The organism is Kitasatospora sp. NPDC023120, assembly GCF_055560835.1.
Genome location: NZ_JBVHHY010000020.1, coordinates 106,877 through 119,245, shown reverse-complemented (window position 1 = coordinate 119,245; position 12,369 = coordinate 106,877). Strand labels below are relative to the sequence as shown.

Annotated in this window: 20 protein-coding genes; 12 read left to right on the top strand and 8 right to left on the bottom strand. The window is 67.4% G+C overall.

The genetic code is table 11. The annotated features are described in order from the left end of the window. Positions 1–191: 191 nt before the first annotated feature. The 7 genes from ACZ3TI_RS27785 to ACZ3TI_RS27755 are packed head-to-tail and all read left to right on the top strand — an operon-like array spanning position 192 to position 1,664. The gene (locus ACZ3TI_RS27785) at positions 192–329 is read left to right on the top strand and encodes a hypothetical protein (RefSeq protein ID WP_465730799.1); all 138 of its coding nucleotides are present in this window, start codon (positions 192–194) and stop codon (positions 327–329) included. After that, positions 326–529: a hypothetical protein gene (locus ACZ3TI_RS27780; RefSeq protein WP_465730797.1), complete on the top strand. Its 204-nt coding sequence runs from the start codon at positions 326–328 to the stop codon at positions 527–529. Before ACZ3TI_RS27785 ends, ACZ3TI_RS27780 begins: the two co-directional genes overlap by 4 nt. Beyond that, complete coding sequence (locus ACZ3TI_RS27775) at positions 526–711, top strand: hypothetical protein (protein ID WP_465730795.1); 186 nt, start codon at positions 526–528, stop codon at positions 709–711. The genes ACZ3TI_RS27780 and ACZ3TI_RS27775 overlap by 4 nt, the downstream gene beginning before the upstream one ends. Then, a complete protein-coding gene (locus tag ACZ3TI_RS27770) occupies positions 705–959 on the top strand; it encodes a hypothetical protein (RefSeq protein ID WP_465730793.1) in 255 nt (84 codons plus the stop codon). Before ACZ3TI_RS27775 ends, ACZ3TI_RS27770 begins: the two co-directional genes overlap by 7 nt. Then, positions 956–1,336, top strand: coding sequence for a response regulator transcription factor (locus ACZ3TI_RS27765; protein WP_465730791.1), 381 nt, complete (start codon positions 956–958; stop codon positions 1,334–1,336). Before ACZ3TI_RS27770 ends, ACZ3TI_RS27765 begins: the two co-directional genes overlap by 4 nt. Then, positions 1,333–1,509 (top strand): hypothetical protein, encoded by a 177-nt coding sequence (locus ACZ3TI_RS27760; RefSeq protein WP_465730789.1) that lies wholly within the window; start codon positions 1,333–1,335, stop codon positions 1,507–1,509. Before ACZ3TI_RS27765 ends, ACZ3TI_RS27760 begins: the two co-directional genes overlap by 4 nt. Beyond that, positions 1,506–1,664 carry a hypothetical protein gene (locus ACZ3TI_RS27755; protein WP_465730787.1) on the top strand — a complete coding sequence of 53 codons (159 nt, stop codon included), beginning with the start codon at positions 1,506–1,508 and terminating at the stop codon, positions 1,662–1,664. The genes ACZ3TI_RS27760 and ACZ3TI_RS27755 overlap by 4 nt, the downstream gene beginning before the upstream one ends. A 59-nt stretch (positions 1,665–1,723) precedes the next feature. Here ACZ3TI_RS27755 and ACZ3TI_RS27750 read toward each other — a convergent pair whose 3' ends face one another. Continuing rightward, positions 1,724–2,065, bottom strand: coding sequence for a hypothetical protein (locus tag ACZ3TI_RS27750; RefSeq protein WP_465730785.1), 342 nt, complete (start codon positions 2,063–2,065; stop codon positions 1,724–1,726). A gap of 40 nt (positions 2,066–2,105) precedes the next feature. After that, the gene (locus ACZ3TI_RS27745; RefSeq protein WP_465730783.1) at positions 2,106–2,618 is read right to left on the bottom strand and encodes a hypothetical protein; all 513 of its coding nucleotides are present in this window, start codon (positions 2,616–2,618) and stop codon (positions 2,106–2,108) included. Positions 2,619–2,777: 159 nt separating this feature from the next. On the opposite strand from ACZ3TI_RS27745, the gene ACZ3TI_RS27740 reads away from it, so the two are divergent. After that, the gene (locus ACZ3TI_RS27740; protein ID WP_465730909.1) at positions 2,778–3,065 is read left to right on the top strand and encodes a DUF6300 family protein; all 288 of its coding nucleotides are present in this window, start codon (positions 2,778–2,780) and stop codon (positions 3,063–3,065) included. 111 nt (positions 3,066–3,176) lie between these two features. Here the strand turns inward: ACZ3TI_RS27740 and ACZ3TI_RS27735 are convergent, their stop codons facing one another. The 4 genes from ACZ3TI_RS27735 to ACZ3TI_RS27720 form a co-directional block, all read right to left on the bottom strand. Continuing rightward, on the bottom strand, positions 3,177–3,566 hold the full coding sequence (locus ACZ3TI_RS27735) for a hypothetical protein (RefSeq protein ID WP_465730781.1): 390 nt from the start codon (positions 3,564–3,566) through the stop codon (positions 3,177–3,179). A gap of 18 nt (positions 3,567–3,584) precedes the next feature. Then, on the bottom strand, positions 3,585–5,168 hold the full coding sequence (locus ACZ3TI_RS27730; RefSeq protein ID WP_465730779.1) for a restriction endonuclease fold toxin-2 domain-containing protein: 1,584 nt from the start codon (positions 5,166–5,168) through the stop codon (positions 3,585–3,587). A 308-nt stretch (positions 5,169–5,476) separates the two neighbouring features. Further along, positions 5,477–6,394, bottom strand: coding sequence for a PIN domain-containing protein (locus ACZ3TI_RS27725; protein ID WP_465730777.1), 918 nt, complete (start codon positions 6,392–6,394; stop codon positions 5,477–5,479). Positions 6,395–6,792: 398 nt separating this feature from the next. Continuing rightward, positions 6,793–7,461, bottom strand: coding sequence for an HNH endonuclease family protein (locus tag ACZ3TI_RS27720; protein ID WP_465730775.1), 669 nt, complete (start codon positions 7,459–7,461; stop codon positions 6,793–6,795). Positions 7,462–7,835: 374 nt separating this feature from the next. Here ACZ3TI_RS27720 and ACZ3TI_RS27715 point away from each other — a divergent pair, with 374 nt between their 5' ends. Further along, positions 7,836–8,045: a hypothetical protein gene (locus ACZ3TI_RS27715; protein ID WP_465730773.1), complete on the top strand. Its 210-nt coding sequence runs from the start codon at positions 7,836–7,838 to the stop codon at positions 8,043–8,045. Positions 8,046–8,426: 381 nt separating this feature from the next. Here the strand turns inward: ACZ3TI_RS27715 and ACZ3TI_RS27710 are convergent, their stop codons facing one another. Further along, positions 8,427–9,122 (bottom strand): alpha/beta fold hydrolase, encoded by a 696-nt coding sequence (locus ACZ3TI_RS27710; RefSeq protein WP_465730771.1) that lies wholly within the window; start codon positions 9,120–9,122, stop codon positions 8,427–8,429. A 416-nt stretch (positions 9,123–9,538) separates the two neighbouring features. Here ACZ3TI_RS27710 and ACZ3TI_RS27705 point away from each other — a divergent pair, with 416 nt between their 5' ends. The 3 genes from ACZ3TI_RS27705 (at position 9,539) to ACZ3TI_RS27695 (ending at position 11,594) form a co-directional block, all read left to right on the top strand. Further along, a complete protein-coding gene (locus ACZ3TI_RS27705; protein ID WP_465730769.1) occupies positions 9,539–10,549 on the top strand; it encodes a hypothetical protein in 1,011 nt (336 codons plus the stop codon). Positions 10,550–10,578: 29 nt separating this feature from the next. Continuing rightward, positions 10,579–10,962 carry a hypothetical protein gene (locus ACZ3TI_RS27700; protein WP_465730767.1) on the top strand — a complete coding sequence of 128 codons (384 nt, stop codon included), beginning with the start codon at positions 10,579–10,581 and terminating at the stop codon, positions 10,960–10,962. Positions 10,963–11,315: 353 nt separating this feature from the next. Then, positions 11,316–11,594 carry a hypothetical protein gene (locus ACZ3TI_RS27695; RefSeq protein ID WP_465730765.1) on the top strand — a complete coding sequence of 93 codons (279 nt, stop codon included), beginning with the start codon at positions 11,316–11,318 and terminating at the stop codon, positions 11,592–11,594. Between the two features lie 58 nt (positions 11,595–11,652). Here the strand turns inward: ACZ3TI_RS27695 and ACZ3TI_RS27690 are convergent, their stop codons facing one another. Continuing rightward, on the bottom strand, positions 11,653–12,369 hold the full coding sequence (locus ACZ3TI_RS27690; RefSeq protein WP_465730763.1) for a hypothetical protein: 717 nt from the start codon (positions 12,367–12,369) through the stop codon (positions 11,653–11,655).

Here is a 12,369-nt window from a genome sequence, read left to right as displayed (position 1 = left end):
GGTGCCGCTACCCACCTGCCGTACTCGTCAACGGCCGCCGAGGTCCGAGCTGTCCGCCGAGAGGCTGGCTGGCACCAGCGCCCCGGCGGCCGGGACATCTGCCCCGACTGCTGGAAAGCCGGCCACCGCTGACCCCCTGACGCCCTGACGCCGCCCGCAACCCGCGGGCGGCCCCAACCCGAGGAGACACCGTGCATCTCGCTATCGCCCTGGCCAGCCTGGCCATCAGCGTCACCAGCCTCATCGTCGTCATCCACGAGACCCGCAAGACCAAGCGCATCTACGCCGAGGCCCGCGCGGTGCTCGGCCAGGACGGCGGCCAGCAGTGACCACGTACCCGCACCGCCTCCGCCTCCACGGCGGCCGCAACACCCACGCCGCCCGGCCCACCGCGATCTGGACCGGAGCCACCGTGCTGGTCACGCCGTGCGGCTACTCCAGCGGGCCGAAGGACGAGCTCAAGCCCGACGACGCTCCGACCACCTGCCGCGCCTGCGCCCGTGCCCTCGCTGCCGAGCCCACCGCGTGACCGTGTCCCCGTGGCTGGTCCTGGCCGGCGCCCTCCTCGGCGCCGGCCTCGGGGCAGCCCTCCTCGGCCACCTCGACAACCGACAACACGCCGAGGAGGACGAGCAGGCCGCCCTCGACGACCAATTCGCCCAGCTCATAGCCCAACTCGACGACCCGCAACAGGAGGACTGGGCATGGTGACCCGAACCGAAGCCCTCGCCAAGGCCCGCGAGTGGGCCGAGTCCGCCCACCGCTGCTACGCCCGCGCCGCTCAGGCCCGCGACGACGCCCAGCGCCTTCTCCACCGCGGTCGCGACCTGCACGGCTCCCAGATCGACCAACTCGCTGTCCGCCAGCGAGCCGACGAGGCCGACTGTGAGGTCGAACTGAAGCTGGCCCGCACCTGGGCTGCCATTGCCGCCGCCACCCCCGACGAGCCCCAGCCGTGACCTCGTGGCAGCCCACCCCCGGCGCCGCGCTCACCGCCCGCGAGCTGGAATACCTGCGGCTCATGGCCAGCGGCCACACACGCGACAGCGCCGCACGGGCCATGGGCATCACCGAGGGCGGCGCCAACCACCACGCACACCACGTGCTGATCAAACTCCGCGCCGCATCCATGGCCCAAGCCGTCTGGAAGGGCCGCCGACTGCTCACCCGGCAGCGGGTCACCGACGCCCCCGCCATCTGCCCCACCGGATGCGACGGCGACCGCGGAGCCTACCGCCAACATCTGCGCCGCGGCGAGACGGCGTGCGCTGCCAGCCGCCGGGCCAATGCCGCCCACACCCAGCAGTACCGCCAGACCGGGAGCGCCGCCGCATGACCAGCGCCTACCAGCAGCAGCTCGCCGAGCGTCTCCGCACGGCCGAGGCCCGCATCGCCGCCGTCCTGGCGCTCGCCGACGAGCTGGACACCGCCGAGGCCTACGGCGGCCTGGCCGACGGCTACCAGGACGCCGCAGACCGAATCCGCGCCGCCCTCGACGGCCGGCCGTGATCGACGACATCGAGGCGTTCGTCGACTGGTGGCTCACGGCCACCGACGAGGAGCGGCGGCAGTTCGTTGAGGACAGCCTGAACCTGCCCGCCTCGTCCGCTCGGCGGCCAGTTGTCACGCTCTCTGACATCGCCGACTTTCAGCCGGACGTCTGAGCGTTCGGAGCGCCTCCCGGTCCTCCCGTGTCCTACCCCGTTCCCTTGCTGCGCCCGGTCTACTGGCCGGGCGCTTTGTCGTGTTCGACGGGTTGGTCGTCGCCGCGGAGGTTGGCGAGGGCGTCGGCGATGAGCCAGGCGAGGGGTTCGGCGTCGCTGATGGGTTGGTGGCCGACGATCTGCCCGTTGATGATCCATTTGAGGAAGACGCCGGCACGTGGCTTCGCGGACTGGGAGAGGCCGGCGTAGACCCAGCCCTGTTCGCCGCGGGCTTCAGTTTCGAGGTTGAGCGGGATGAGTTTGGAGCGGTGGGCGCCGCCGCGGGCTGCGAGGTTGGCTTGCTGGTTGGGGACGTCGCAGTGGGCGGGGTCGCACCAGGTGGGGTGGAGCGGGGGGGTCACATCCCCAATCCTATCGAATACAGGTTCGATTTAAGGCCAGCTATGCGAGGCTCTCGCGCGCGACGTCATCGAGCGCATCGAGCAGCTGGCCTCGCAGCTCACCCCGGCTTCCGTACTCACCCACAAGACCGATCTTCTCCAGCCGATCCCGCAGCTGGTCCACGGCGCCAAGATCCTGTGCGAACTTGCTCGCATCCCGCCGGCTGACCCTTCGCTGGCAGAAGTACGTGAGCACCCGCTTGCCAGCCGTCCGGAACTGTTCCAGCTCGTGGACTGTCCCGGAGTCTCCGTCGACAGAGCCGCCGATCTTCATCCAGAACAGGGCGATGCAGATGTCCGAGGCGCGCACGAGCTTCTCGTCGATCATCTTTTGGCCTGGCTTGCGCAGGTCGGGGAACACGTTGGTTTCCCACCGCACTGGCACGAACACGACGCTTGTCGTCTCGGACGATCTCTTGGCGGACCACTGGGCCAGCACATCTCTCACGAGCTCTCGTTCTTCAACATCGCTGGGGGATCCGATGAAGGCCCGGATGACTTTGGCGTTGTACATAGCCACAGCCTCAGGCTGGAGCTGCCGCAGCCGCGATGTTTGCTAGCCCATCGGAATGTGTCTCTTTGATGCGGCGGGGGACTGCCGGAACCATTGACTCCGCATGATCGCGGGCAGATCCTAGCCACCCCCACCAGGGAGGAGCCCGCATTGACCGACATGGCCGACTTCCAAGTGATCAGAACCGACGACATGCCGCCCTGCCCCCATTGCGGCGAAGCCGCCGCCCTGACCGCCCGTCTCCCTCTCGGTGACGGCATCGAGCTGCTTCTGTGCCGCCGTTGCGACACCGGCAACACTCCCGCTGGCCGGCTCGTCGCCATTTTGGGTCTTCCTGAGGCCGAGCGGCCGATGGATCTGTTCAGTGACTTCGTCGTCGGCTGGCTGTACGCGGGCGCGGCTGCTCACGGTTGGCGGCAGATACCGAATCAGTCGACGGAGCGCTGAGCCCGGAAGAGCCCTGCCGTCGGGGGTGCGGCAGGGCTCCGGTGAGAGGGTACAGCGGCGGCAGCGGACTCGACCTCCACATGCCTGGCAGAGGCTCAGATCGAGGCTGCTCTAGTCCAAGTCGAACAAGGGCTGCAGCAGTTCCTCGATGTCCCGCGCGTTAGAGCCCGGCGGAATCACCCGGACGTTGTCCGGGTTCGATGCGACCATCGCCACTGACCTCGCATCTGCCGGCAGCAATCCTAGGAACCAGCCGATCGTGTCGGACCACACTGATGGATCACCATCACGCAGGATCAGCTGGCCGCCTTCGAAGTAGCTGCACTGCCGTTCCACACCGTCTACCTCGACGTCGAAGTCGATGTAGTCTTTGCCGCTCACTGGAGCACGCTTGAACCAGGACTCCATGCCGGGAAACCGGTCACGGAGGTGCTCTTCGGCTTCTTCGGGAGTCAGCGACCAGGTGGTGCCGGGCGCGGCGCCGACATAGATGGTGTCCAACGGGGGTTCCTTGCCGGGTTAGGGGACTACGCGAACGTTGCTCTTCACGTGGTGCTTGGCGAGCAGGTACTGCCAGTAGCCGACGGTAGCGTTGTCAGGGGTGTCGACTTCGAGGTACTGGGCGTGGTTGGCCGGGTTGTCGATTGCGGCCTGGTAGCGGGAAAGCTCGGATTCGTCGTCGCCCAGTACGAACTGGACGTTGAACTTTCCCTCCTGCAGGCCTTCCAGGGATCGTGGGCTGCAGCCCTTCTTCCGGACGTTCTTGGCGTCGATGAGTGCGCCGTCGGCGGGTCGGAAGCCGTCCGCCCATACCTTCTCGCCGTCCGCCCCCAGGACCCGCCGTTCCGGTTCCCCGGCGACCCGCACCTGATAGGCCCGGTCGTCTGCGGTGCCATAGTTGGCACCCCGCTCGTCCATGCTTTCGATCCATGTCTTGGCTGCGGCCTGCTGTGCCGCGTCATAGAGCGGATACGGCCGCGGTTCGGGCGGCGGAGGGATAGGGCCTACGACGGGTGCGGCGGGCGTGCCCTGACCGCCCCCAGCAGCCGGGTTCTGGGGCGTTGCGGCGTTGGCGGACTCGACAGCTGCCACCGCAGTCGCGGCGGTGGCAGTGCCGGCGAGCACGACCAATCGGGAAGCGAGAGAGGAAACGATCGCTTCGGCTTCGGCGACAGCTGCTGCGGCAGCCATCCCGGCCTCGGCCGTGGCGAGAGCTTCAGCGGCGACCGCCGCGTCCGCGGCCAGGGCTGCGTCCGCAGCGGCTGCAGCGACGTCGGAGCCACCGAACGTGAAGAAAGTCAGCAGTACACCGGCTGTCGTCACGACACCTGCGGTCACGCCTAGCTCGATGAGTTTGTTCTGGCAGTCGTCGATCGCCTTTGCGTAGTCGTTGCAGATGGCCTGTAGTTCTCGGCAGGCGGCCGAGATGTTCTCCATGAGGGAGAGTTTCGACGACGCGGTCGTGCCGCCAGCCGGACAGGCGTTGAACACGGTGGCTGCGTAGGTCTTGAAGCCTTCGACTGCGTCGCCCGAGCACTTGGCGATCACCTCGGCGGAATGAAGGCCGGCGTTGCGTTGCGCTTGGTCGATCAAGGAGGCGCAGTGTTCCCAGACGTGAGCGGCGCTACGCAGCCTCTTGGGGTCACCTTGCGGCCAGAACTTCCCGATGATCGGGATTTCGTGGACCTCTTTGGATCCTGTGACCATCGGCAGGCTGTTGTGTGCTTGGTTCGGGTCGCACTGCTGCGCACCCTTGGCGAGCCCTGACGATGTGTTGATCTTTCCAGTGAAAGCGGCTGCCACACTGTCCTGGACGGCAAGGTAGTTGGAGGCCATGGTCAGCAGTCGGCTAGAGACGGTGGCCATGCCCTGCCCGGCTTTGCCGATGGCCTGGACCACGGTCTTCGCTGCCGGTTCGTACTTGGCCGCGAAGGAGTGGGCGACGGAGTCGTCTCCGGCCATTCCGGCGGTGGAGGCCAGGTCTCCGACGATGCCGTCGGCGATGTTGTAGACGAAATCCTTCGTGTCGAGGAACTGAAGTGACGCCTGGAACACGACGCTCGGGTCAACTTCGAATCCGGTCCCTGTTGCCGTATCTGCCATTGGCTTCGCCTCCCCCAGTCAACCGGAGTTTAGCGTGGAGCCACGACAGCCCAATGCGAAGGGCGCGGGCTGATCTCTGTGTGTCGACACCCTATGAGTTGATCACGATCCAGGCTATCGGCCTGGTACTTCGAGCTCGGATAGTCTCGCCCGACATCTGGACTCTCCCGCTCCGCAGGCGTAGCGTTCCCGGCCACGAGGGGTGGCACCCGGGCACCCAACCCCGCCCGGGCCCTGTCGGCGGTCGCGCCTGGTCGTCGGTGCCGCTGCGCCCTGCCGCTTCCCAAGGGCGGCAGGGCGCAGCGCTCTCAGCCCTTTGCCGGCGGCCCCTCGGGTTCCAAGCGCAGCTTCTTCGCTATCAGGCCGGCATTGCGGGCGCGCATCGACTGCCCCGTGTCGTACGTGAACAGCGTGACCTCCTCCCCCGCCAGTGCCTGCAGCGTGAGCGCCTGATCGACGATCTCGTCGTCGGCGATGGGGAGCCGAATGTGGCCAGGCTGATCAAACAACAGTTCAACGGTCACCTTCGATCGCGGCAGTCCACCCGCGGCCGCCTCGGACAAGTCCAGGTCGCGCAGGACGGAAACGGATGGCCGGCCCGAGGAGAAGAGCCGGTCCAGGATGGCGAGGCTGTATCCGGCTCGCCACCTGACCTGCTGCTTGTTGTGCTGCTTCAGGTTGTCCAGCTCGTCGATGACGACCATCGGGACGACCAGGTTGACGGTGTCATCGAAGACTCCGGTCAGCGACCGGTAGTCGATCTGGTCGAACTTGTCCGGGTGGTTGATGAAGACGCCGGTGTCGAAGACGATGTTCCGGCCGGCCTGTTGGCGCCTGCTGGCAGCTGCTTCGAGGGCCTGGACCGCCGAGTTGAAGTCGTCGGACCGCTGGCGGAGTTCGAGGTTGAGCAGCCCGTTGGCGAAGCGGACGGCGTCCGGGGCTGTCAGCATGGCAACGTTGGCGAGTATCTGGCCATGCCGACTGGTCAGGACGAGTCGGTTGAGGTCGCGGTCGGCGATCTGTCCGGCCAGTCGGCCGACGGCTTCGTTGGCCCACTCCAGGTAGGCGAGGACCGCGTCGATGGCTTCGTGCGGCCGGGCGGTGTAGAGGTTCTGTACGTCGTCGCGGGTCTTGCGGAGGGCTTGGAGGACGTTGTCGCGGTTGGTGCCGGGGCCGGGCGTGATGAGCATTTTCGGATGATGCCAGGAGCCGTCGACAGGGGCCATGGGCTTGCGGAACTGGTTCTTCTATTTCTTGCGTCCGGGGCGTTGATACGGCCGGGACGTTGGGCGTAGCGTCCTGATTTGCAGGGCTCCTGCATGCCTCCCACGGCAGAGCCCCGCTCCGGGTTGGATGGAGCGGGGCTGCTTGCATCTGCTGGCGGTTCAGCTTCGGGTTGCCAGGATCGAGGTGATCGGGCCGGCAGGTGTTCGTCCCTGCTCATCCTTGAGCGTGAAGCCTTGCTCGTCGTCGCCCAGGCTATCGATCAGTTGCTCGTATCACTCGTCGGTGGCGGACACGAGCCTGTAGGCCCCGACCCGGAATGACTTGCGGTGGACCTGGTGCCAGCCGTCGACCAGAAGGACTTCCGTCACTGTGGGGGCGGAGATCCGGATCGTGGCGCTCATCGGGCGAGGACCACATGGAGCTCGGTGTCATCGCAGCCGGCTGCGATCTGGTGCAGGGCGTCGGCTTCGCGTTGGTCGACGCTCAGGCCCCAGCGGGTCTTTACCGCCACCCAGTCTTCGATGTACCGGCACCGGTACCCGACTGCGGGCGGGAGCCAGTCGGCGACGTCCTTGTCGGCCTTCTGCCTGTTGGAGCGGGCGGTGACGGCGATGAGGGTCCGAGGATCCGCCATGTCATTGGCGTATTGCTCGCGCTCCTTTGCGGTCCAGGCGTAGCCGCCGGAGTCCCAATTTTCTGCAAGTGGCACGACGTGGTCGACGTCAAGGCCGGAGGCGTTGGTGACGGTGACGTCGTCGTACGGCGAGTACCAGACCCCGCCGGTGATGGTGCAGCCTGAGCCTACCTCCGGGGCGACGACGGCCTCGCTGATGATGACGTCCTTGCGTGCGTTGCAGCCGTTGTGGTCGTCGTCGGTCCAGTGCTTGTACGCGGTGCGCAGGTAGCCGTCACGGTGTTCTTCGGCGATGGGGAGGTTGTCGATCGCGGCGTGGAGGGTGGTGGTGACGGTGTCGCCGGCGGCGCGATGGTGGGGTGCGGCGTGGGCGGGGGTGGCGATACCGAGCAGAGCGGCCGCGGCAAGGATGGCGGCGGGCTTGAAGCGCACGAGGTCTCCCGGGTAACGGTGTGCGGGCTACCCGGGAGAACGATCAGGATCGGCCGCGAGTCACGATGCGACGAGCCCTGACGACTGCCCGGTCTTCGTCGGCCGGGTAGTAGTGGGCCTGGGAGTGTGCGGGCTGGCCGACGGACGGCGACCGGTACGGCGCGGGCACGCCCGCATGCCTTCAGCGCGGGGCGGAGTTCACCTACAGCGCCCCTTGAAGGCCTCCGGCACCACCGTGAACGGCCTCACGCGGCATCCCCCTCCCCCCTGCGGCAGGGCAGGCTGCTCGGCGCTCACAGGGGCCCCTGCGGCTATCCACTGCCCCCGGTACGCGTCCACCCAGTACGCACTCGCTCCGAGCATGGAACCGCACCGTGCCATCCGCGAGATCCGGACGCCACAAGTTCGGCCCCGGAAACGCCACCGACTTCTGCCGACCGCTGATCGCCTCCCCGCAGCCCATGCACGCGCCCGGGTGGATCGCCATCAACCGCAGCGTCTCCGCCATCTGCCGCTCCGTCACCGCGTCGAGCTCCTCCTCACGGCAGGGCGGAAGTTCACCGCACGACCGGCACACCGCGTAGTGCTCCGGCAAAACGTCCCAAGCCCTCGATGCCGGCGCCTGCAGGTGCATGGCCTTCCCGCCGCCTTCCGGCTCCGCAACGACCACGACAGGCCGCTCTCGCCACGCGGCCGGGTCCGGGGCCGAGTCGGTCGTGTCGCTGCGCAGCCAGAAGTCGAAGTGCGTTGCCCAGTGCTCGTCGTACGGGTGAGGCCAACGGTCGAACGGGACTTCGCGGATCTCGACGACCCGGTAGGGGGCTCGGTCATGGATGACGAGGACACCGGGCTGGAGGTGGACGTTGCGTTCGCGGCGCTGGCGGTCGTATTCGGCTTCGCGGAGGTGATGAGGATTCGCGAAAATGGTTCTGGCCGCCGTTCCGTGAATGATCTTGTCACTGCCGTTACAGGCTCAGCAGCAGGTCCCGGACCGCGGCGGGCTGGGACAGGAACGGGTGGTGGCCGGCGTCGAGCTCGACGACGCTGCTGGCCCGGCGGGCGAACTCGCGTTGCAGCCGCGGCGGGGTGCCCCGGTCCTGGGCGCAGATGAGGTACGTCGAGGGCACCTGCTGCCATGCGGCCGCCGTGACCGGCTGCCCGATCACCTGCACACTCTGCCGGGCAAGGTGGTCCGCCGCCCGCGCCTGGACCTCGGGGTCGCAGTCCTGCAGGAATGTGTCCACGAGCAGCTCGGGGCGAACCCCGAACGTGCCGGCGTCGGGGTCAACGTCGAGGAACGGGGCGGGGCTGCCGTCCCCGAACTCAGACAGGCTCTGCCCGACCTCGGGCAGGTAGCTGGAGACCAGCACCAGGTGGCGTACCGACCCGACGCCCGCGGCAGCTTCCGCCGTGATGATGCCGCCGTAGCTGTGGGCGACCACGACGGTGGGCTCTTCGCTGTCCAGCAGCGCCTGCCGCACCGCCGCGACGTCCTCGGAAAGCCCCGGACCGCCGGCGCCTGGGGGCAGGCTCGCCTCGCCGCAACTCGGCAGCGCCGGGGCCACGCTCAGCACCCCTCGCTCCTGCAGCAGGTCAGCGGTGCGGTGCCACCACCACGACCCGTCCCGCACACACGCCCCGTGCACGAACACGACTCGCATCGCCACCTCCACGTCGGCCTTGGCTGCCTCTCGAATCAACGGTAGACGTGGCCGCGCCATCGCCTGGTCAAGATCATTCACGGAATCGCGGTCAGAGCCGCGAAAATCCCCAGGCCCGCTCTCCCTCCCCAGATCGTTGTCTCTTGGACGTTGTGACGAGGCAGGATCGGGATGCGAGCAATCTGACACCCGGGACAACGGTCGAGCCCAACACCCCGCACCTGCCCGGGCCTGCCCGCCGTCCACCGCGCTGAGCGGCCTGTCGACGGCGGTGAAGAACTCCTCAAGTGACCCAGCGTCGTGGCGCTCAGGCCCAGGCCTCCCTAGATCCACTGCGCGACTCGCGGTTTGCCGCCGAGTGCGTACCGTTTGGAAGTGAGGGTTTGGGTGACTTGTCTCCTCCGAGGATGATCTCCATGGATCTGCTCGCTTTATGGGCTGCACAGGGCGGTATTGCCCCCTCTACCGTCCAGATGCTGTACGCCGCCGACCGCCGCCTCGCCGAGGCGGCCGAACTGCTGGATCAATTCCCCGACGAGCAGCGGCGGGCGGAAGGAGAAGGCGAGACCCCAGCGGTCAGGCAATGGCAAGATGAACCAGGCATCGTCGGCTTTTGGGGCGTCGGCCTATGGCTGCTGGAGCAGAACGGTCCGCAGGTCCCGACCGTGTTCGTCGACTCTGCTCTGGCCCCTTGGGAGGGCGAACCGCTCGCCTTCGCCACTCGCCGGGCACCCCGGCTCGGCGAGATCATCCTCCGCATGGACGCTCTCGGCTTTCCGGAGGAGCTGATCTACACCCCGGGTCAGCTGCGTTACCGGGGCCTGTGGGCGGTCGGACGCGACCGACCCGAGCCTCAGCACTGCGGTCCGGGGGACACTGTGCGAGTCCCAGGGGAGTCGGCCACCCTCGGCTGCCGAGTGCAGCTGAGCAACAGAAAGCACGCCGTCACCACTGCCGGTCACGGCGCACGAAACACCCCCGACATCGCGAAGGTGCAGGGCAACCGGATTGGGCGCGTGACGCAGACCGTCTGTCCTCAGGCACGGGCACCCGGTGACGTATGTGCGGACGTCGCTCTGATCACTCTCGACACCGACCACCCAGAGAAAACCACCGGGACCTTCCAGGGATACACCAGCACTGCCGCTGGTGACGACCTGCTCGTCAACGTTCCGGCCGGGACCCAGCAGGTCTGGGCTCGCGCCGTTATTCCGTCACTCTGGTTTAACCGCAAATGTGGCGCATGGGGAAACGTCTTCGAGACCGACCACAGCGTCAGCACCAAGGGGGACTCAGGTTCAACTGTAGAGGTGGGCACGAGCGCCGGCCGCATCACCGGCCATGTCGTAGCCGGAGACGCCCTGCGGACCGTGGTGCAGGATCTTGACTACCAACTCACTTGGTTCAACGCGCAGCTTCGCCCCTGACCACACCCTCTCCTCACTGGAGGCGGCAAGTGAACGTGTTGCTCTGGATCGTAACTATCGCTGGGGTAGTTGGCGCTGGGGTGATGCTCGGTGTCGGCCTGAACCAGGACATCACCTACGGCTCGGTGGTGCGCGGAGCGGCGAAGGACGTGTTGGAGGCTGGACGGACGACAGTCCAACAGCAAGCGCAGCTGGTGACCAGCACGGCCAAGGAGGAGAACGGCGAAGAAGCAGTGCGGGCGCTGGAGGCGCAGTCCAGCGCCCTCGGCACAATGGGGAGCGCGCTCGAAGGCATGGCGAAGTTTGCCGAGGCGCTCAAGGGACTTGATGCTGCCTCGCGCGACTATCTGATCTCCGTCGTGTTCTTGCTTGTTGCAGTAGCGTCCGCGTCCGTCGGTCGGATTGCCGGTTGACACCGATCAGCTGACGACATTGGCGCGCATCCATCTCTTCCTCCCACGTCAGCATCCAGGCCCCCGAACAGGCCGAACTCGTTGCGGACGCAGGCTTTCGGGATGGCCCCGAACCATCCCGACACGCTGGGAAAGATCACACGATGGGTGGGGAGATCAACCGAGCAGGTTTGGCCTACCCCTGAGCACCGGGTGGGGAGATTCAAAGCGAGAGATCCATGGGTGAAACCTCCTGGTGTATGACGAATTGTTCCAGCCGTGCGGGCGTGCGGGTAGGCGTCTGACGTGACGAAATGCGCTCAAAGGTGCTCGATGCGGCGGCAGTTACCGACGGCCGCCGTAGCCTGTCGGCCATGAACCTGAGCGAAGACGAGAAGACCCTGCTATCCCTGATCGCCGCGGCGCAGCGGCCGGTGTCGGCATCGAGCTACTTCCACGGCATGTACCCGCCGCCCGCGGACATGGGCGAGGAGGGGCCGGTACGCGACGCGTGGACGGAGCAGCAGATCAGCTTGTACGGGGTGTACCTGAGCTTGCACGACAAGGGGCTGATCGAGGTGGCGGTACCGGCTGACGGCAGCAACCCGGACCTGGTCGTGCCCACCGGCGCGGGTCGCGGCCTGGTGGGCTGAGCCACTCGTGCCGGCCGCCGCGGCGCAGCGGCCGGCACCTTCGCTTCGTTACGGGCGGTCAGGCCGAGGATGCCGTGGCAGCCGTCGGCCACGGCATGTCCTTCACGACCGGCTGCTCGTACTCGTCCGCATCGAGTTCGGTCCGAACCCGCACCGTGCCGTCGTCGAGCCGGTGCACGACGAGGACGGTCCGGCAGAAGTCCGTCATCACGTTCGCCGGCGAGTCCAGGCTCGACCAGGCGCCGAGTCGCCTGTCGAAGACCGGTTCTTGATCGACCACCGTCGTGAAGAGCACCGGGACGTCCAACTCGCCGTACTGGCCGTCGACGGCGCGGCCGCACCACATCAGCTCGTCGCCGCGAGAGAGATTCTCGGGCCGGTCCGTGAGACGCATCCGCTCGTACCGCTCGACCACAATCAGCGCCGGCGGGGTGCCGAGCGCGATCAGCTTTCGCGCCTCGGTGTTCACCGTGTCGGGCGTGAGCTTGTCATCGTCGAGGACGTGCAGACGCTCCTGCGGCTGCGGCGGGTAGCCGGTGCACAGAAGGACGTGGCCGACCTCCTGGGCGACGAACTCGGCGATCCGGCGGCCGGCGGTTGCTTCCCGGGTGCGGCGCTGTGCGACGATCCCGACCTTGCGCCGGTATCCGAGGCGGAGGACCTGCTCCATGGCCGGCCACGGCATCGGCAGGTAGCGGCTGCGGCCGGACTGCAGGTCGTCGATGTAAGCGTCCCCCCTGGAGGCGATCGAGTCGGCGGGCGGGTTCTCTGCCAT